This window comes from Williamsia sp. Leaf354 (genome assembly GCF_001424365.1).
GTDB lineage: Bacteria > Actinomycetota > Actinomycetes > Mycobacteriales > Mycobacteriaceae > Williamsia_A.
In genome coordinates this window covers 574972-595056 of sequence record NZ_LMPL01000005.1, presented here as the reverse complement: position 1 = coordinate 595056, position 20085 = coordinate 574972, and the positions used below count along the sequence as shown (strand labels likewise).

Annotated in this window: 17 protein-coding genes; 8 read left to right on the top strand and 9 right to left on the bottom strand. The window is 69.0% G+C overall.

The genetic code is table 11. From position 1 onward, the window contains the following. The first annotated feature begins 21 nt into the window (after positions 1–21). A complete protein-coding gene (locus ASG12_RS19350; protein WP_327197966.1) occupies positions 22–1536 on the top strand; it encodes a carboxylesterase/lipase family protein in 1515 nt (504 codons plus the stop codon). Here ASG12_RS19350 and ASG12_RS19345 read toward each other — a convergent pair. Beyond that, positions 1495–2304, bottom strand: coding sequence for an alpha/beta fold hydrolase (locus ASG12_RS19345; RefSeq protein WP_055793221.1), 810 nt, complete (start codon positions 2302–2304; stop codon positions 1495–1497). The genes ASG12_RS19350 and ASG12_RS19345 overlap by 42 nt on opposite strands. Before the next feature lie 53 nt (positions 2305–2357). On the opposite strand from ASG12_RS19345, the gene ASG12_RS19340 reads away from it, so the two are divergent. From ASG12_RS19340 to ASG12_RS19330, 3 genes are read left to right on the top strand one after another with little or no spacing between them, the layout of a single operon-like run. Then, positions 2358–2822 carry a DUF2599 domain-containing protein gene (locus ASG12_RS19340; protein ID WP_055793218.1) on the top strand — a complete coding sequence of 155 codons (465 nt, stop codon included), beginning with the start codon at positions 2358–2360 and terminating at the stop codon, positions 2820–2822. 16 nt (positions 2823–2838) lie between these two features. Beyond that, positions 2839–3243 carry an ArsR/SmtB family transcription factor gene (locus ASG12_RS19335; RefSeq protein WP_055793881.1) on the top strand — a complete coding sequence of 135 codons (405 nt, stop codon included), beginning with the start codon at positions 2839–2841 and terminating at the stop codon, positions 3241–3243. Continuing rightward, complete coding sequence (locus tag ASG12_RS19330) at positions 3240–4235, top strand: cation diffusion facilitator family transporter (protein WP_055793216.1); 996 nt, start codon at positions 3240–3242, stop codon at positions 4233–4235. The genes ASG12_RS19335 and ASG12_RS19330 overlap by 4 nt, the downstream gene beginning before the upstream one ends. Here the strand turns inward: ASG12_RS19330 and ASG12_RS19325 are convergent. From ASG12_RS19325 to ASG12_RS19300, 6 genes are all read right to left on the bottom strand, one after another. After that, positions 4226–6178, bottom strand: coding sequence for a DUF6461 domain-containing protein (locus tag ASG12_RS19325; protein ID WP_156378192.1), 1953 nt, complete (start codon positions 6176–6178; stop codon positions 4226–4228). The two genes, ASG12_RS19330 and ASG12_RS19325, sit on opposite strands and share 10 nt — an antisense overlap. Positions 6179–6200: 22 nt before the next feature. Beyond that, on the bottom strand, positions 6201–7058 hold the full coding sequence (locus ASG12_RS19320) for a metal ABC transporter permease (RefSeq protein WP_055793209.1): 858 nt from the start codon (positions 7056–7058) through the stop codon (positions 6201–6203). Continuing rightward, positions 7055–7924, bottom strand: a complete 870-nt coding sequence (locus ASG12_RS19315; RefSeq protein WP_082502168.1) for a metal ABC transporter ATP-binding protein — start codon at positions 7922–7924, stop codon at positions 7055–7057. Before ASG12_RS19315 ends, ASG12_RS19320 begins: the two co-directional genes overlap by 4 nt. Next, entirely contained in the window at positions 7896–8834 is a 939-nt protein-coding gene (locus ASG12_RS19310) for a metal ABC transporter solute-binding protein, Zn/Mn family (RefSeq protein WP_055793206.1), read from the bottom strand. Before ASG12_RS19310 ends, ASG12_RS19315 begins: the two co-directional genes overlap by 29 nt. An 83-nt stretch (positions 8835–8917) precedes the next feature. Beyond that, complete coding sequence (locus ASG12_RS19305; RefSeq protein ID WP_055793203.1) at positions 8918–11122, bottom strand: SulP family inorganic anion transporter; 2205 nt, start codon at positions 11120–11122, stop codon at positions 8918–8920. 169 nt (positions 11123–11291) lie between these two features. Further along, entirely contained in the window at positions 11292–12257 is a 966-nt protein-coding gene (locus ASG12_RS19300; protein WP_055793200.1) for a pirin family protein, read from the bottom strand. Positions 12258–12337: 80 nt separating this feature from the next. Here ASG12_RS19300 and ASG12_RS19295 point away from each other — a divergent pair, with 80 nt between their 5' ends. From ASG12_RS19295 to ASG12_RS19280, 4 genes are all read left to right on the top strand, one after another. Further along, the gene (locus tag ASG12_RS19295) at positions 12338–13276 is read left to right on the top strand and encodes an alpha/beta fold hydrolase (RefSeq protein ID WP_055793197.1); all 939 of its coding nucleotides are present in this window, start codon (positions 12338–12340) and stop codon (positions 13274–13276) included. After that, on the top strand, positions 13273–14613 hold the full coding sequence (gene mshA / locus ASG12_RS19290) for a D-inositol-3-phosphate glycosyltransferase (protein ID WP_055793195.1): 1341 nt from the start codon (positions 13273–13275) through the stop codon (positions 14611–14613). Before ASG12_RS19295 ends, mshA begins: the two co-directional genes overlap by 4 nt. Then, complete coding sequence (locus ASG12_RS19285; protein WP_055793192.1) at positions 14610–15224, top strand: YbjN domain-containing protein; 615 nt, start codon at positions 14610–14612, stop codon at positions 15222–15224. The genes mshA and ASG12_RS19285 overlap by 4 nt, the downstream gene beginning before the upstream one ends. A 102-nt stretch (positions 15225–15326) precedes the next feature. Beyond that, a complete protein-coding gene (locus tag ASG12_RS19280; protein ID WP_055793189.1) occupies positions 15327–16943 on the top strand; it encodes a 4-coumarate--CoA ligase family protein in 1617 nt (538 codons plus the stop codon). Here ASG12_RS19280 and ASG12_RS19275 read toward each other — a convergent pair. Together ASG12_RS19275 and ASG12_RS19270 are read right to left on the bottom strand one after the other, a co-directional pair. Then, positions 16876–18330 (bottom strand): MFS transporter, encoded by a 1455-nt coding sequence (locus tag ASG12_RS19275; protein ID WP_235457596.1) that lies wholly within the window; start codon positions 18328–18330, stop codon positions 16876–16878. The genes ASG12_RS19280 and ASG12_RS19275 overlap by 68 nt on opposite strands. 46 nt (positions 18331–18376) lie before the next feature. Beyond that, on the bottom strand, positions 18377–19933 hold the full coding sequence (locus tag ASG12_RS19270; RefSeq protein WP_082502167.1) for an MFS transporter: 1557 nt from the start codon (positions 19931–19933) through the stop codon (positions 18377–18379). Positions 19934–20085 lie beyond the last annotated feature (152 nt).

Below are 20085 nucleotides of genomic sequence, written 5' to 3'. Positions count from 1 at the left end.
ATGTCCCACTCCGATACACGCGTGACCACCACCGACGGCGTCGTCGAGGGTGTCGATCACGACGGTCTGCACAGCTGGCGCGGCATCCCCTACGCCGCGCCCCCGATGGGTGATCGGCGGTTCCGCGCGCCCGAGCCGGCCACGCCGTGGGAGGGTGTCCGACTCGCACACAGCTTCCGCAACGCCGCCCCGCAGGCGCGTCGGTACACGACGATCGGCATCAACAAGCACCAGCCGGTCAGCGAGGACTGCCTGACCCTCAACGTGCTCGCGCCGGCGAAGCGGTCCGGGCCGCTGCCGGTGATGGTGTTCATCCACGGCGGTGCCTACATCCTGGGTTCGTCGCTCACCTACCGTGGCGACTCCCTGGTCCGCGCGGGCGGCGTCGTCTACGTGTCGATCAACTACCGGCTGGGCACCCTCGGCTACCTCGATCTCAGCCAATACTCCTCGGACACCCGCACTTTCGACAGCAACCTCGGGCTTCGGGACCAGATCGCCGCACTGCAGTGGGTGCAGCGGAACATCGCGGGGTTCGGCGGCGATCCCGGCAACGTGACCATCTTCGGTGAGAGTGCCGGGGGCAACGCCATCACCACCCTGCTCGCCGTCCCCTCCGCGGCAGGCCTGTTCCACAAGGCGATCGCCGAGAGTTCGGCTCCTGCGCTGACGTTGAAGACCGAGTGGGCGACCCAGTTCGCGTCGACGTTCGTCGACATCCTCGGCGAGACCCACGACGACCCGGTGGCGGCCCTGCACACCTCGACCCCCGCCGAACTGGGCCGCGCGGGTGACGAGCTGTCGCGTCGCGTCTCGAGGATGATCCCCGGTGCACTGCCTTTCGGCCCGACCGTCGACGGCGAGCTGCTGCCGATCGACCCGATCGAGGCCGCCGATCGCGGCGAGACCCACGCGGTGCCGCTGTTGCTCGGCAGCAACCTGGCCGAGGCGAACCTGTTCGCCAAGGTGTTCCCGGTGCTGCCCACCTCGCCCTCGGCACTCGAGCGGGTGCTCGCCGGCGCCGATCCTGATGCACGCGCTGCGATCCTCGACTCCTACCCGGACTACCCCGAACCCGAGGCCTGCCGACAGATCATGGCGGACATGATCTTCTGGGCGCCGTCGGTCGCGATCGCCGACGGGCACAGTGCCCACGCGCCCACCTACATGTATCGGTTCGACTACTCCACCCGATTGCTCGACATCAGCGGATTCGGTGCCACCCACGGCATCGAACTGTTCGCGGTGTTCGGCTTGTTCACCTCCCGTGTCGGCGGTTTGCTGACGTTCGCCGGAGACCGCCGCTCGGCGCGCCGGGTGACCGCCGAGATGCAGTCGGACTGGGCGTCGTTCGCGGCCACCGGTGCACCCCGATCAGGATGGCGTCGCTACGAGACCACCACGCGTGCGGTGAAGGTCATCGACGATCCGAGTCGCATCGAACTGGATCCGCACGCGCAGCGCCGTGAGGCGTGGAGCCGCTACCGCGAGTTCTCAGAGGTCCCATTGGGCGGGGGGATCCCCGGCCAGGAATGACAGCATCAGCGGGTTGAACACGTCGGGCGATTCCAACGGCAACAGATGCGTGCCGGGCAGGACCGCAAGGCGTCCCGCGGGGAGCGCGGCCACCACGTCGACGCTGTGCGCGACGGTCACCTCGTCGCGGTCACCCTGGGCCACCAGGGTGGGTGTGGTGACCGACGCGAGTGATGCGAGATCGATCTCGGGCTCTGCGGCGATCATGTCGATGGTCTTGCGGTAGACGGTCTCGAAGTGTTCCGGACCATCCGGCGACACCGAATCGTATTCGGCGCGCAGGAAAGTCATCGCGGAACTGTCGGCGAGGAGTCCGTCGGTGATGCCGTCGGCGACACGTCCGGAACTGTTGAAGTACTGCCCGACGAGGACCATCCGGTCGACGAGGTCGGGGCGGCGCCGGGCGACCAGCAGGGCCACCACGGCACCGTCGCTCCACCCCACCAGGTGTGCCGGGCGGCCGATCGCGGCCTCGAGGTAGGCGATCGTCTCGTCGGCCATCGTCGAATAGCTGAAGGCGGCGTCGGTGTCGGGGGAGTGGGCGTGCCCGCACCGCTCGGGTGCGTAGACCTTCCACCCGGCCTTGAGGATCTCGGGGATCTGGGCGCCGAACGACGACGCCCCGGCGAACGCGCCGTGCAGCAGCACGACAGGGGAGCCCTCGCCGTCGACGAAGTGCCACACGGGATGACCGGCGACGTCGATGTATTCGCCCCCATCGACCGGTCGCAGTGTGTGCGTATCGTCGGCACCGGACAGGCTGGACATGCGCCCCATGCTCGCAGAGGCGGTGCCGCGATCACCGAAACGAGGCTCAATCGATGTCAACTCGACGCCACCGCGCCGCCTGCGTCCTGGTCCTCGGCGCCGCGATGGCGGCGTCGGCATGCTCGACCGACAGTGGCACCGACGCGGCGGTGTCGACACCTCCACCGAGCACGACGCCCGAGGTGATCACCGCCTCGCAGGCCCCGGCGGTGCCGCCCTTCATCGCCCGGGTGCAGGTCGTTCGGCTTCCCTCGGGCACAAGCGTGCAGGTGTACCCGACGGCGTCGGGACGGGCGGCGCAGGGCACGGGCGACAACGCCGTCGCCTGGGCCGAGGTGCTCGCCGACGATCCCGGTGCCGACACCCCAGGGATGCGCGCGCAGTTCGACTGTCACTGGACGTTCGCGCGCATCGTCGCGCCGGACAAACCGAGCTGGAATCTCGAACCGTGGCGTCCGGTGGTCAGCGCCCAACAGATGATCGACGACCGCTGCAACCCTGGTGGCGCCGAGGAGTGAACGCTACTATCTGCGTATGAATGCAGATAAGGGTGTTTGCCGTCGGACACTCGCCGACGACCAGGTCGCCCTGGTGGTCGAGGTGTTCCGCATGCTCTCCGACGCCACCCGTGTGCAGATGCTGTGGGCGCTGGTCGACCGCGAGTGCTCGGTGAACGAGCTCTCGGAGAAGGTCGGCAAACCGGCCCCGTCGGTCAGTCAGCACCTCGCCAAGCTCCGCATGGCGCGCCTGGTGCGTACCCGCAAGGAGGGGACCTCGGTCTTCTACCGCCTCGAGAACGACCACGTGCGGCAGATGGTGGTCGACGCGGTCTTCAACGCCGAACACGCTGGACCCGGCACCCCCGGGCATCACCGTCCCGACGCCCACGTCGACGCCCCGATCTCCATCGTGGCGTCCGAGAAGGCCGGCGGCGCATGACCGGCGACCATTCCCACCACCATCACCACGATCACGACCATCACCACCACGGTGGGTGGCGGCATGCACTGACACACGCGTTCACGCCCCACAGCCACGACTCCGCCGACAAGGTCGACAGCGCCATGGAGTCGAGCGCACAGGGCATCCGTGCGGTGAAGATCAGCATGGCGGTGCTGCTGGCGACCGCGGTCGTGCAGCTCGCCGTGGTCGTGGTGTCGGGGTCGGTTGCACTGCTCGCCGACACGATCCACAACTTCTCCGACGCACTCACCTCGGTGCCGCTGTGGATCGCGTTCGTCCTGGGGCGCCGCGCGCCGACTCGGCGCTACACCTACGGGTTCGGCCGCGCGGAGGATCTCGCCGGGCTGTTCGTGGTGCTGATGATCCTCGCGTCGGCGGTGGTCGCCGGGGTCGAGGCGGTGCGGCGTCTCATCGAGCCCGCGCCCCTGTCGCATCTGCCGTGGGTCGCCGCGGCCGGTGCCATCGGGTTCGTCGGCAACGAGATCGTCGCGCGGTACCGCATCACCATCGGCCGTCGCATCGGATCGGTCGCGCTGATCGCAGACGGGAAACACGCACGCACCGACGGGTTCACGTCGCTGGCGGTGCTCGTCGGCGCCGCCGGTGCGGCGGCCGGCTTCCCGATCGCCGACCCGATCGTCGGGTTGGTGATCACCGCGGCCATCCTCATGGTGCTCGTCGGCGCGGCGCGAGATGTGTTCCGGCGCCTCATGGACGGCGTCGACCCGGAGATCGTCGGCTCGGCCGAGGAGGTACTCGCCTCGGTGCCCGGCGTGGACGGCGTGGCCGGGTTACGGATGCGGTGGGTGGGACACACCCTGCACGCCGAGGCCGATCTCGATGTCGCGCCCGACACCGCACTGCGCGACGCCCACGCGCTCGCCCACCGCGCCGAACACGCACTCATCGACGGCGTCCCGCGCCTGGCCACCGCCCAGGTGCACGCCTACCCGGGGCATCACGAATAGGGCAGCAGGGCAACGGTGAACCGCGCCGACAAGAACAGGTCGACGTCGAGGCGGACTCCGGCGAGCGCCTCGACGACAGCGAGGCCGGTCGTGTGCCGCGAGTGTTGTTCGTCGCGCGACCCGTACGGGTAACTCAGGGGGAGTTCGTAGGGCTCGCAGTCCCCGAGCGCACACAGCAGCGGCATCAGCGCCGATGCGTCCGGACCGCTGACTCCCTGGTTGGGCAGCGAGAGCACCTCGGCCCGCACCTTCTCGTCGTCCATCCACAGCATCGATGCGTCACCGCCGCGGCCGTTGAGGTAGACCGACACAGCCTCTCGGCCCGTCGTCAACGGCCCGAGAAAGGTTGAGTCGCAACCCAGGTAGCCGTTGATCTCGTACAGGATGGTGGCGGCGCCACCCGTGTGGGTGTTCACCGCGAAAATCCCCATCGCGATCATGTCCTGATCCTCGTCCCACACCTCGCGGCAGAGACGGTCGTGATCGATGTCGGTCATCACAGGGGTCGGTGAGATGAGGGTCAGCACGTCGTCGACGGTGCAGTCGAGGATGACCGTGATGGTCGCCCCTCCGGGATGGTCGTACGGGTTGACATCGGGATCGGCACGCGGATCCGCGAACTCGAGAAAGTCCGAGATCGGGCGCGGTGCGCAGCGGAGCCGCAACGGAGCTCTCGGCGGCATGTCGCCGGCGGCGACGATGGTCTCGAGGTGGAAGCCGTCGCCGGTCGGTGAGCGCAGTGCGATGTCGACGACGGTGAACTGCCTGTTCAGCAGCATCTCTCGCGACAGGTCGATACCGGTGAGCGATGCGGCAAGGTCGAACAGTGCACTCGTCGGGGTGTCGCGTTCGGTGGTGTCGTCGTGGTGGGGCGGGATGATCCCGAGGGCCTCGAGTTCGGGACGGAGTCCGTCGGGAACCGAGCCGTGGGTGATGGTCGGATACTGCCCGGACACCGACGTCCGGACCACGCCATCACGATGATGTACGACGCGTGACAGCGACGTCGCCATGGTGCGGGCGCAGCTGACCACATCGCGGCCCACCGTGAGTGGGACGATCACCTCGCGCAGGAGCCCCGCCCCACCCGACAACTCGAACATGACCGTGCACGAGTCGATCTCGAACATCGCCGCCACCGCCACCGACGCGCCGTGGTGTGCGCGGACCTCCGAATCGTGAGCGATGAGTTCGGCGAGGTCCAACGTCATCGGTGGGCCGGCCACGTTGAGTGCCGACACGACTTCGGCAACGGTCGCGCTCTCGATGATCGTCGTGCAGTGGTCGGCGAGCAGCGGCTCGTGATCGGTCCAGCCATGCCGGCGTGGGATGTCCGGGGGCGGCCGACGATCGAACGAGGTGCCGCGCGGGTTCGGGAGACGTCGTGAGACCGGCGCCCGTAGACCGTTGAGGGTGTGCTCCACGGCAGGTGCCGGGTAGAGGACCTCGACTCGGAAGTCGGCTTCACGCAGCATCGTCGAGGTGAGGCCGACGCCGATCACGCGGCTCGTCAGGCCGGTGGCGCGGGCCGCGGTGTCGTCGGGCCCGGCGACATCGTGCTCGGAACACAGGCCGCCACCGTCTGACCACATCAGCGCTGTGTCGCCCGCGCGATCACCGATGCGGTAGGCGACGAGAGGGTGCTCGGCGGCCGTGCGTTCGCACAGTGGATCGAGCATCGCGCTCGCGTCCGCGGCGAGGATGCCGACGGCGTCACCGATCCCGACCACCGCGAACGCGGTGCCGCCCTCGCGGCGCGCCGCCCGCGCCGAGGCCAGGAATCCGTCGATGCCGGTCGTCGCGAACCCGGCTGACGCGAAGGTCGAGTCCTCGCCGAGCGCGCTGTACACATCCTCGACCGTCGCGTTGCCGAGGACGACGAGGGTGTGATGTGCGAGGTCGGGAAACGGGGCCGCCCATTCCGGGCCGTCGTACGGATGCACGGGACGAGCGTACGGCAGACGGTCAGCGACGCCCGGCCGAGCGGAGTCTGCGGCCACCGACGAGGCGGCAGACGACGTAGATCGCGAACGAGATGGTGGTGACCATCACCGACACCGGCAGGTTGGGTGCGAGCGAGAGGATCAGTCCGCCCACCGCGGCGATCTCGGCGAACAGGATCGACAGCAGCACCACCGTGGTCGGGGTGGAGGTCACGCGGGTGGCCGCGGCGGCGGGGGTGATGAACAGCGACATCACCAGCAGGGCGCCGATGATCTGCACCCCCTGCGCGACACTGGCGCCGAGCAGGACCGCGAACACCAACGACAGTGTGCGCGTGGGCACCCCGAGCGCCTCGGCGACCGTGGGGTCGGTGCTCGCGAACTGCAGCGGGCGATAGATCACCGCGAGCACGGCGACCACGACGACGGTGGTGATCGCGACGGCTGTCAGACCGTCGGCCCCGACGCTGACCACCTGGCCGGTCAAGAGGGCGAACCCGGTGCCGGTACGACCGTAGGTCGCGATGAACAGCACACCGAGACCCAGTCCGAACGCCATCACCACGCCGATCACCGAATCGCGTTCGCGCACACGGCTGCCGAGCAACCCGAAGATGAGTGCGGCGACGATGGAACCCACCACGCCGCCGATGTTGACGCTGACGCCGAGCAGCAGGGCCAACGCCGCGCCGGTGAACGACAACTCGGCGGTGCCGTGCACGGCGAACGACATCTGGCGTGCGACCACCGTCGGGCCGAGGAGGCCACCGAGCAGCGCGAGCAGCGCCAACGCCAGCAGCGATTGCTGCACGAAGGGCCGCGCGAGCAGGTCTCCTGCGAGACCGACGTCGAAGAAACTGCCCCAGTCGACGGTGCTCACAGCGCCTCGGCGCCGTGGCAGGCGGCCTCGTCGGCACCCACCACGACGAGGCGGTCGCGCACGCGCAGCACGTCGACCTTCGTGCGATACAACTCGCTGAGCACCGCGGAGTTCATGACCTCGTCGGTGGTGCCGATCCGGAACCGGCCGTCGACGAGGTAGACGACGCGATCGACGTAGGGGAGAACGGGGTTGATCTCGTGGGTGACGAACACGACCGCGGTCGCCGCCGCGCGACGTCGCCGGTCGATCAGCTGCGCCACGCGTGCCTGATTCGCCGGATCGAGACTGAGCAGCGGCTCGTCGCACAGCAGCACGACGGGGTCGCTCGCGAGGGCCTGGGCCACCCGCATCCGTTGCTGCTCGCCACCGGAGAGCAGGCCGAGCGGTGCGTCGACGAAGGCGCGGGCATCGACCTGATCGATCGCGAGATCGACTGCGGCCCTTCGGGCCTTACGGTTGCGCCACCCCACACCCCACGCGCGGCCGTCGACACCCATGCCCACGAGGTCGCGTCCGCGCAGCGGCACCCCCTCGTCGTGCGGGCGCTGCTGGGGCACGTACCCGATCTTCGACCGGTCGGTGCCGTTGCGGCCGTCGATGGAGATGGTGCCCGCGTCCAGCCGGTACTGGCCGAGCAGGGTCCGCAGCAGCGAGGTCTTGCCCGACCCGTTGGGCCCGAGAACCGCGACGAACTCGCCGGGGGCGACGGTCAGGTCGAAATCCGACCACAGCACGCGGTCACCGAAGCGCAGTCGCGCACCACGGATGTCGATGGCAGGGACGCTGGCGGTGATGGCGATGCTCCGGTGTCGAGAAGTGGCGAGTGGAGATGGATCAGCGCGACAGGGAGGCCGCGATCGCATCCACCGTAGCCTTCTGCCAGGCCACGTAGTCGGTGACTCCGGACGGCAGGGTCTCGGTCAACTTCACGACGGGGAGACCGTCGGAGTCGGCGGCGGCGAGCAGGCGCTTGGTCGTCTCGTCGACGGCCTGGGTGTTGTAGAGCAGGGCCGAGACGGTCTTGTTGCGCACCAGGTCCTCGGTGGTCGCGACCGCGGCGGCGGGCGGGTCGTTGCCCGCCTCGACGGCGTCGGTGAACGACGACGGCGTCGCGTCGACCAGGCCCGCCTCGGCCAGCAGGTACGCCGCGAGCGGCTCGGTCTGGGCGACCTTCGCGCCGGCATGGGCGGCCTTGATCGAGGCCAAGGTGGTCTGCAGATCGGTGACCTTGTCCTCGAACTGCTTCGCGTTGGCGGCGAAGGCGTCCTTGTCGGCGGGGAACTTCTCGGCCAAGGCGTCGGCGATGTCGGATGCGACGGCCTTCACGACGTCGAAGTCGTAGAAGAAGTGCTCGTTGACCTCGCCGGCGCCGGTGGGTGCGCTCGGGTTGATCTTCTTGTAGGCGTCGTACGCGCTGATCACCTTGGCGTCGGGGTTCTTCGGCGCCTTCTCCATATAGGCGTCGTAGTCGGCGCCGTTGAGCACCACGACGTCGGCGTCGAACACCTTCGCGGTGTCGCGTGCGGTGGCCTCGAACTCGTGCGGATCACCGTCGGGTGAGGTGTAGAGCGAGGTGACGCCGGCGTCCTTGCCCGCGACGGCGGCGGCGACCGCACCCCACACGTCGGTGGAGGCGACGACGACAGGTTCCCCGGGGGCGCCTGCGGACTCGGTGGTGTCGCCCGAACACCCGGCGACCACCGTCGCGGCGATCACTGCTGCGGCCAGCCCCGCAACCCGGGCTGACACCCCACGAACGGTCTTCGAACTCATCGCCTACTCCACTCCTCGACAACTGCGACGCAAATGGTAACCGTTATCGAAAAGACCCACCAACTCGAGCGTCGCCGACGCGATCAGGCGGGGACGGTGACCGCCGTGCTGGACACCTCGATGACCCGCGCCGTGGCGATGTCGAAGAACAGCCCGGCGACGCGGAGTCGGCCGTCGGCGACGGCGCGACCCACCAGCGGGTGGCGCTGCAGCGTCTGGATCTGCACCGCGACGTTGACGATTGCGAGCTGATCGACCTCGGAGAAGCCCGCTTCGGCGGCGCTGCGACCCGCGGGGTGCCCGCTGCGGAACGCCGAGAGGCTGGGCGCGGCGTGTTCGAGCCACGTCCCGACCGCGCCACCCGGACCGGATGGGGCGAGCAGTCCCTTCATCGCGCCGCACGAGGAGTGTCCGCAGACCACGATCGAGCTGACGCCGAGGGTGTCGACGGCGAACTCGAGTGCCGCCTCGACCGAGATGTCGGCGCCGGGCGCGGTCGGGATGAGGTTGCCGATGTTGCGGACGGTGAACAGGTCACCGGGGCCGCTGGCGGTGATGACGTTCGGCACCACCCGCGAGTCCGAACACGTGAGGAACAGCGAGTCGGGATCCTGCGCATCGCTCAGTCCCTCCATGTGTTCGAGCAACGCGTCGGCGGTGAGCCGGTGGTACTCGTGCACGCCGCTCTTGATCGACCGCAGGGTCGGCGACTCGTCGGTGTCGACGCCGCGGCTCGACGCCTGCGCCTTCCACGGTGCGAGACCCAGCACGCGCGTGGCGACCTGGTGGCGGCGCGGCGGCGCCTTGGGGGCGTCGACGAGCAACGCGTGCCCGGTCTCCTCGATGACCACGGTGCCGCCGACGGCCTCGTGCGCCCACTGCCAGTCGGCGATCATCTCCGAGGCGGCGTTGTCGAGGAAGTCGGCGTCGATGTGCATGGTGACGTGCGCGCCGGCGGGCACCTTCGCCAGCGCCTTGTTCAGCCGCGGCAGCATCAGGAAGCTCAACGATCCGTGGATGCGGATCTCCCACTGGCGCGAACCGGGCGTGCCGAACGGGGCGGAGGTGATGCTGGCGCGCACCACCCGGACCACGACGATCGCGACGGCCACCGCGAGACCGATGCCGACACCCTCGAGCAGGTTCAGGAACACCACGGCGAGCACTGTGATCACGTAGACCCACAGGTCACCGGTGCGCAGGGCGAGTTTCATGTGCGCGGTCTTGACGAGCTGGATGCCGATCACGACGAGCAGTCCGGCCAACGCGGCCATCGGGATCTGTTGCACCAGTGAGGTCAACAGCACAGCGAACACCAGGATCCAGACGCCGTGGAGGACGGCCGAGGCGCGCGAGCGGGCACCGGAGGCGACGTTGGTGGAGCTGCGCACGATCACACCGGTCACCGGCAGGCCGCCGGCCATGCCCGACAGGATGTTCGCGCTGCCCTGACCGAGCATCTCGCGGTTGAAGTTCGTGCGCGGACCGGTGTGCATCTTGTCGACGGCGACCGCCGACAACAGCGATTCGACGCTCGCGATCAACGCGACGGTGATGACGCCGAGGACGACGGCACCCCAGTTGCCACTGGGCAGTTCGGGGAGGGCGAGGGCGTCGAAGAAGTTGCCGTCCAACGAGATCTTGTCGATGTCGAAGCCGGCGGCCAAGGCGACGACGGTGGCACCGACGATCGCGACCAGGGGGCCGGGGACCTTGCGGTAGCGCGCGGGCAGCGACGGCCACGCCAGCATGGTCGCGACGACGAGACCGCCGATGACGACGGTGTGCCAGTCCATGTCGATGAGCGAACCCGGTATGGCACTGAGGTTCTCCCACGCGGAGCTCTGCGAGTCGCTGCCGAGCAGCACGTGGATCTGTTGCAGCGCAATGGTGATGCCGATACCGGCCAGCATGGCGTGGACCACCACGGGCGCGATCGCCAACGCGGCCTGCGCGATCCGGCTCAGGCCGAACACGATCTGCAGGACACCGGCGCCGACGGTGATGAAACAGGTCACCTTCCAACCGAAGGTGGCGACCAACTCGGCGACCACGACGGTGAGGCCGGCGGCCGGGCCGCTGACCTGCAGGATCGATCCTCCGAGTGCGCCGGCGACGATGCCGCCGATGACGGCGGCGATGAGACCCGCCATGACCGGGGCGTCGGAGGCGATGGCGATGCCCAACGAGAGTGGCAGTGCGACAAGGAACACGACGAGCGACGCCGGTACGTCGTACCGCAGTACGTCGCGGACGTTGATCGATGTCAGTGCGGCTGGCATGTGCATGGGCGTCAACCTAGCCAGCGATTGTTAAAGGGACCTTAAATTGTTTCCCAAGCGACAGAAAAGACCTCAAGTCTGGTCCGGGCACCGAACAGCGACGCCCGATGTTGGGAGATGTCACAGCGTCAGAGCTGTGGTCCATCACACCTTGCGTCGCCGAGGGCTGGTCAGATCACGTGTGCGGCATCAGCGCATCGGGCGGGATGACGCCGAACTTGCCCGCGTTGAAGTCCTCGATCGCGGCGATGACCTCCGACTTGGTGTTCATCACGAACGGGCCGTAGGCGAACACCGGCTCGCGGATGGGCCGGCCACCGAGCAGGAGGACCTCCATCGCCGGGCGGTTCGAGTCCTGGGTTCCGTCGGCGCTCACGCTGATCCGGTCGCCCGGGCCGAGCACCGCGAGCTGACCGCCCGAGATGGGGTTGCGCAGCGGCCCCACCGTCCCGTCGCCGCTCAACACGTAGACCAGTGCGTTGTGGTCGCGGTTCCACGGGAGGTTGAGCTGTGCACCGGGCTCGATGGTGGCGTGGGCCAGGGTGATGGGCGTGCGGGTCGACCCGGGCCCGTGGTGACCGCCGATGTCGCCGGCGATGATCCGCACCAGCGCGCCACCGTCGGACGACGACACGAGTGTCGCCTGTGTGCCCTCGATGGACTGGTAGGCCGGTGTCGTGAACTTCTCCGACTTCGGCAGGTTCACCCACAGCTGGATGCCGTGGAACACGCCGCCGCTGGCCACGAGCTCGGCGGGCGGGGTCTCGATGTGCAGGATGCCCGAGCCGGCGGTCATCCACTGGGTGGCGCCGTTCTCGATGAGGCCGCCGCCACCGTGGCTGTCCTGATGCTGGAAGCGGCCGTCGATCATGTAGGTGACGGTCTCGAACCCGCGGTGCGGGTGCCAGCTGGTGCCACGCGGTTCGCCCGGCTCGTAATCGACCTCGCCCATCTGGTCCATGTGGATGAACGGGTCGAGATCGGCCTTGCTGACGCCGGCGAACGCACGGACGACGGGAAAGCCCTCGCCCTCGTAGCCGCGGGGTCCGGTGGTCACCGCACGCACGGGGCGTTCGGTGTCGGACGGGGCGGCCTGTGCCAACCGGTCCAGGGTCAAAGTGTCTGCGGTGATCGCGGGCATCGTGTCCTCCTCGTGCTGATCGATCGTATGCCCATGTAACCGGACCGCGGTCCGATTTGTTCCGGCGATACGCTGAGTGGATGACGCACTTCCGCACGCGTTCGGCCACCGGCCCCGGCGGTGTCGAGATCGCCTACCGGGTCAGCGCGCCGCCTGCCGAGTCGACACCCGCCCTGGTGCTGATCCACGGCTGGGCGCAGTCGGCCGCGGCCTGGGGGACAGGTCTCCTCGACCGTCTCGCCGAGACCCATCGCGTGATCGCCGTCGACCTCCGCGGACACGGGGCCTCGGCGGTACCCGCGCAGCATGGCAGCGAGGCCGTGGGTGTCTCGTACTCCGCGGAGGATTTCGCCGGTGACATCGAGGCGGTTCTGGCGGCCGAGGCGTCCCCGACGACGTCGGCGTTCGACCGGCCTGCCGTCGCCGACGCCGGTGTCGTGCTCGCCGGCTGGTCCTACGGCGGCCTCGTGTCGTGCGACGTCCTCGCCGCCCGATTCGACAACACCGGTGGTGTCGGGGATGTCGTCGGCCTCGTCCTCGTCGGTGCGATCAGCTCGCTCGGTCGCGGGGCGGCCGGCGGACGCATCGGTCCGGCCATGCGCGCAGCCCTGCCCGACGCGTGCTCGGCCGACCCGCGCACGGCGATCCGCGCGCTGGGGTCGTTCGGCACCGCGCTCGTCCCGGCCCACCGGCCCGACCTCGGCGCGGTGAGCCAACAGCTGTTCGGCACCTCGCTCGCCACCGCGCCCAGCGCCCGCGCCGGGCTCTTCGCCCGCACCGCCGACCACGATCCGATGCTGCGCGATCTGACGATCCCGGTGCTGATCGTCCACGGCACCGCCGACGCCGTCGTCGACGTGTCCGCGGCCCGACACGCGGCCGACCTCGTCGACCATGCGCGCGTGGATCTCTGGGACGACGCCGGGCACGCGCCGTTCTTGGAGGACCCCGATCGCTTCGCCGAGTCGGTCCTGGCGTTCACCGGATCGATCGGCTCGGACGTGGGGGCGACGGTATGAAGCGACCGGAACTGCGCCGTATCGCCTTGATCTCGGTGCACACCTCGCCACTGGCGCAACCGGGCACCGGCGACGCGGGCGGCATGAACGTCTACGTGTGGCAGACCGCCCGGACGCTCGCCCAGCGGGGCATCGACGTCGAGATCTTCACCCGCGCGACGTCGTCGACCGACGCGCCCTCGGTGCGCGCGGCCGACGGGGTGCTGGTGCGCAACGTGGTCGCCGGGCCCTTCGAGGGCCTCGACAAACGCGATCTCCCCACGCAGCTCTGCGCTTTCGCCGCGGGTGTCCTGCGCGCCGAGGCGATGCACCCGCCGGGTCACTACGACCTCGTGCACTCGCACTACTGGCTGTCCGGACAGGTCGGCTGGCTCGCCCGTGACCGCTGGCGCGTGCCGCTCGTCCACACCGCCCACACCCTCGCCGCGGTCAAGAATCTCGCGCTCGCCGCGGGCGACGAACCCGAGCCGATGCTCCGTCAGGTCGGCGAACAGCAGGTCGTCGCCGAGGCCGACCGTCTGGTAGCGAACACCGATGCCGAAGCGCAGCAGCTCATCTCGATCCACCACGCCGACCCCGACCGCGTCGACGTCGCGACGCCCGGAGTCGATCTCACGACCTACCGGCCCGGACCGCGGGACGTCGCGCGCGCCGAGCTCGGCCTCGACGCGGGCGAGGTCGTGGTGACCTTCGTCGGCCGGATCCAACCGCTCAAGGCGCCCGACGTGCTCATCCGCGCGGCGGCGCCGATCATCGACCGTGCGCGCGCATCGGGCCGCCGGGTGCGTGTCCTCGTGGTCGGCGGGCCGTCGGGCTCGGGCCTCGCCCGACCCACCGCACTCATCGACCTCGTCGCCGAACTGGGAATCGCCGACGCGGTCACCTTCCTGCCCCCGCAGCGACCCGAGATGCTGGCGACGGTCTACCGCGCATCGGATCTCGTTGCCGTCCCGAGCTATTCGGAGAGCTTCGGCCTCGTCGCGATCGAGGCGCAGGCCAGCGGCGTGCCCGTCATCGCGGCCGACGTGGGCGGGCTCGGCGTCGCGGTCGCCGACGGCGTGACCGGGCTGCTCGTCGGTGGCCACCGCATCGACGACTGGACCGCGGCGATCGACGGCCTGCTCGCCCATCCGCGGCGTCTGACCGAGATGGGCGCGGCCGCGGTGACCCACGCGCAGAGCTTCTCGTGGGACCACACCGCCGACCAGCTCCTCGAGAGCTACCACCGCGCGGTGGCCACCTACGACGGTGCCGTCTCGCGCCCCGAACAGATCCCCACCCCGTCCACCCGTGGAACTCGGCGATGGTCACGTCGCCGGTCAGGAGTACGAGCATGAGCCAGCAGGTGCGCCCCCCGGGCATCGTCGAGCAGTCCGATTCGCTGCAGAAGGCGTTGCGCGAACGCGGGGTCACGTTCGCGCTCAAGAACTCCGGCGGCGCCGACACCGAGCACCTCGTCATCGAGCTGCCCGGCGAACGCAAGCTGAAGACCACCGTCCTGCTCACCGTCGGCAAACCCGGTGTGCGGGTGGAGGCGTTCGTGTGTCGTCGCCCCGACGAGAACCACGAGGGCGTCTACAAGTTCATGCTCAAGCGCAACCGACGGATGTACGGCGTGGCCTACACGATCGACAACATCGGCGACATCTACCTCGTCGGCCGGTTCTCGGCCGAGTCGGTGACCCCCGACGAACTCGACCGCGTGCTCGGGCAGGTGCTCGAGGCGGCCGACGGTGACTTCAACACCCTCCTCGAGCTGGGCTTCTACACCTCCATCCGGCGCGAATGGGCGTGGCGGGTGTCGCGCGGGGAGTCACTGAAGAACCTCCTCGCGTTCGAGCACCTCATCGACGAGGAATCGCTGCCGTACATCGCCCCGGAGAAGACCGTGACCCCGGTCGCCGAGCGTGCGCAGGAGAGCGAGGGTTCGACCGCGGTATCTGGGTGAACCCCGCCTCGGCGCACTGTGGCCGTTGCTAGTCTGGGCGGCAGCTAGCTGTGACGGCCGGTTTCACCAACGTCTCCGGTCGTGCCGATCAACGGAGGTTCCATGAGTTTCGCGAGTCCGTTCCCCGCGGTGACCGTCCCCGAGACGACCGTCTACGACTACCTTTTCGGAGGTATCACGGACTCCGACCTCGATCGCCCGGCACTCATCGACGCCAAGGCCGACGTCACCACCACCTACCGTGACCTCGTCGGCCGCATCGACGCGTTCGCCGGTGCGCTGGCCGCGCGCGGCATCGGCGTCGGCGACGTCGTGGGACTGCTCTCGCCCAACTCGTCGGCCTTCGCGATCGCCTTCCACGGCATCCTGCGTGCCGGCGCGACCGCCACCACCATCAACGCGCTGTTCACGCCGAACGACATCGCCAAGCAGCTCACCGACGCCAAGGCGACCATGTTGGTGACGGTGAGCGTGCTCGCGCCCGGCGCCAAGGAGGCGATCGACAAGCTCGGGATCGCCGACGACCACCTCATCGTGCTCGACGGTGAGGGCCTCGAGGCCAGCGGACACCCCAACGCGGCAGATCTGTTGGGGGAGAACAACGCTGCCCCCGAGGTCAGCTTTGATCCCGCGACGCACCTCGCGGTGCTGCCGTACAGCTCGGGCACCACGGCCAACCCCAAGGGCGTGATGCTGACCCATCGCAACCTGGTGTCGAACGTCTGCCAGATCCGCCCGCTGCAGGGCATGACCGCCGACGACGCGATCCTCGCGGTGCTGCCGTTCTTCCACATCTACGGCATGACGGTGCTGCTCAACGCCGCGCTGCACGCCCGCGCGAGCCTGGTGATCATGCCGCGCTTCGATCTCACGGAGTTCCTCGAGAACATCCAGGATCGCAAGTGCACCATGGGCTACATCGCGCCGCCGATCGCCGTGGCGCTGGCCAAGCACCCGCTGGTCGACTCCTATGACCTGTCGTCGATGCACACGATCATGTCGGGTGCGGCGCCGCTCGACGCCGAACTCGGCCACGCGGTGGAGAAGCGCATCGGGTGCCGCATGGTGCAGGGCTACGGCATGAGCGAGCTCAGCCCGGTCAGCCACGTCATCCCCTTCGACGGCGGACAGTCGTTGCTCGACGGCGAGAACGCGAAGCTCAGCTCGTCGGGCTGGACGGTGCCCAACGCCGAGAGCAAGCTCGTCGATCCCGTCTCCGGCGACGAGATCCCCTTGCCCAGTGAGGGTCTCAGTGACACCGGCGAACTGTGGTTCCGCGGCCCGAACGTGATGGCCGGCTACCTCAACAACGATGCCGCCACCGCCGAGACCATCGACTCCGACGGCTTCCTGCACACCGGAGACCTCGCGCAGGTCGATCCGACCGGATGCGTGTTCATCGTCGACCGGCTCAAGGAGCTCATCAAGTACAAGGGCTACCAGGTGCCGCCGGCCGAGCTCGAGGCCCTGCTGCTCAGCCACCCCGAGATCGCCGACGCGGCCGTCGTCGGTGTCGTGGACGCGGAGTCGGGCGAGGAGATCCCCAAGGCGTTCGTCGTGCGCCAGAGCGGGACCGAGGTCACCGCCGACGCCGTGATGGAGTTCGTCGCGGGCAAGGTGGCGCCGTACAAGAAGGTCCGTCAGGTCGAGTTCATCGACGAGATCCCGAAGTCGGTGTCGGGGAAGATTCTTCGGAAGGATCTGCGGACGCGGAGCTGACCCGCGGGATCGCGGTGATCAGCGCGACCCCGACGACGGCGGCGATCGCACCGATGACGTAGACCAGCTCGAACGCGGAGCGGCTCGGCACGGTGCGCATCCCGCCGTCCGTCGTCAGCGTGACCGTCGATGCGGCGAGCACCGCGATGATCACCGCCGACGCCGTCGAGGTGCCGATCGACCGCATCAGCGAGTTGAGTCCGTTGGCGGCCGCGGTCTCGCCGAGCGGCACCGACGCCATGATGAGTCCCACCATCGCGGCGTAGGCGACGCCGAGGCCGGCGAAGGTGATGGTCACCCCGACCATGACCTGCCACGGCGAGTCCATCCACACGATCACGAACAGATAGCCCAGGCCCATCACCGCGGTCCCACCGCGCAGGGTCGACCGCGCGCCGAACGCGGTGACCAACCGCGCCGAGACCGGGGACATCACCAGCATCGCGAAACCCGCCGGTGCGACCCACAATCCGGCCGACAGCACCGTCTGGTCCATCTCGACCTGCATCAGCCACGGTGACACCAGGAGCATCCCGAGCAGGGTGAACCCGATGAGCACCGACACCAGATTGGTCACCAGCACCGTCGGGCGGGCCGCGAGGCGCAGGTTCACCAGCGGCGAGGCGCGCCGCAACTCGTATGCGGCCCAGGCGATCAGCGTCACCGCACCGACGACGCCGGTCACGATGGTCTCGGGGTCGCCCCAGCCCCAGACGCGGCCCTTGCTGATCACCAGCAGCAGGCACACCAGACCGATGGTCAGCCCGATGATCCCGACGACGTCGACGGTGCCGGGTGATCGGCGCGCCGATTCGGGGATCTGCGTGTGCACCGCCAGCAGTGCCAGGGCGGCCAGAACCGACGAGACCCAGAACAGCATGTGCCAGTCGAACTGCTGGGGGATCCACGCCGCGGGCGGCAGACCGACTGCTCCGCCGAGGCCGAGCGCCGCGCCCATCGTCGCGATCGCGCCCGGAACGCGTTCCGGTGGAAGAAGGTCACGCAGCAGGCTGACCCCGACCGGGATCACCACCAGGGTCGCGCCCTGCAGCGCGCGTCCGACGATGAGCGGCGCCAGGCTGTCCGACAGTGCCGCGATGACCGATCCGAGCAGCAGCGAGCCGAGCGCGACGAGGATCACCCGGCGCTTGCCGAAGAGGTCGGCGAGACGCCCACCGGTCGGCAGCGCGACGGCGGCGACGAGCAGGGTCGCGGTGATGACCCAGGCGGCGTTGTCGGCGCTGGTGTCGAGGTACTCGTCGAGACGCCCGACGATCGGCAGCAGGATGACGCTCTGAGAGTACGAGGACACCGCACCGGCGAAGCACAACACCGCGACCATGAGGCCCGGACGCACTCGGCGTTCCACTTCGGCTGCACCTGTCACGCAGACAGCCTGACCGATCGATTGCTCGGTGGCAATTGGGGAGGTGTCAGCGAGCGGCGGGCGCGGCGTGCCGTCCGTAGTCGGCGCTGCCGTCGACCGGCAGCTCGCCGCCGAGGATCTCCTCGGCGATCGACTCGTCGGCACGGTCCTTGTGCTCGGGCAGGTCGACGGGCTGGTTGCCCGGCAACGAGCTCTTCGTGTCGCCCGGGATCAGCAGGATGAGAGCCGCGGCCACGAGTGACGCGACGGCGCCGATGATGAACACCATCTGGAAGGCCGAGCGGTCGGGCACGCTCGTCGAGCCGATGTTCACCGTCGAGCTGGCGAGGATCGTCGCGAGCAGCGCCGAGGCGATGGCCGTACCGATCGAGCGCATCAGCGAGTTCAACCCGTTCGCCGACGCGGTCTCGCTCAGCGGGACGGCCGACATGATCAGCGACGGCATGGCCGAGTACGCGATACCCACACCGGAGCTGGTGACCATGACCGCGAGGGCGACCTGCCACGGTGCGGCGGCGGCCACGATCGCGAGGCCGTAGCCCAGCGCGATCACGACGGTGCCGATGAGGAGGGTGAACTTCGGTCCGATGGTGACGTTCAGGCGGGCCGAGACCGGCGACAGGAACATCATCATCAGTCCGCCCGGAGCCATCCACAGGCCGGCCTCGATGATGCTGCGGCCCATGCCGTAGTCGAGGACGCCGGGGATGTGGGGGAGCTGCAGGAGCTGGGGCGACGCGAGGCTGATGCCCATGAGCGCGAACCCGATGACCACCGAGACGATGTTGGTCAGCGCCACGCGCGGGGTCACCGAGATCCGGATGTTGACCATCGGTGAGCTGGTGCGCAGTTCGTAGACGACCCACGCGGCGAACACGATGAGTCCGGCCGCGACGAGTCCGAGGGTGAGGTCGCTCGTCCAGCCCCACGACCGACCCTTGCTGAGCGCGAGCAGCAGACAGACGAGCGCGATGGTGAGGCCGACGGCGCCGACGCTGTCGAACGTGCCGCCCGATCGGGCCGGCGACTCCTGCACGAGGGTGATCACGAGCAGGAACGCGACGGTGCCCAGGGCGGCCGAGGTCCAGAACAGCACGTGCCAACTGAAGTTCTGCGAGATCCACGCCGCGACGGGCAGACCGATGGCGCCGCCGACACCGAGCGTGGCGCTCATCGTCGCGATCGCGCCGGCGATCTTGTTCGGCGGCAGCTCGTCACGCAGGAGGCTGATGCCGACGGGGATGACGCCCATGGCCATGCCCTGCAGACCGCGACCGATGATGACGGGGATCAGCGAGTCGAACACGGCGCTGATGACCGAGCCGATGACCATCAGGCCGATGCTGGCGAGGATCACCGACCGCTTGCCGAACATGTCGGCGACGCGACCGGCGATCGGCATGACGACCGCGGCGGCGAGCAGGGTCGCGGTGATGACCCACGACGCGTTGTCGGCGGAGGTGTGGAGGTACGTCGGCAGCAGGCCGACGATGGGGACCACGAGGGTCTGCATGTAGGAGGCCAACAGGCCGCCGAAGCACAGCACCGCGATCAGCATCGTCGGGGAGGGCTTGCGCGTGGGCTCCAGGCGTAAAGTACTCATTACTTGCATCATGCACGTAGTGGTGGAGCGCAATCAATCCGAAATCGTGTGACGACGTCTACATACGGATAAAGCGGACAACCGGGAATATTGCGGCGCCACCGGGTGCGCTCGGTTTCGGGGGCACGAGCGCGTGGCCTCGATGTGGAAAA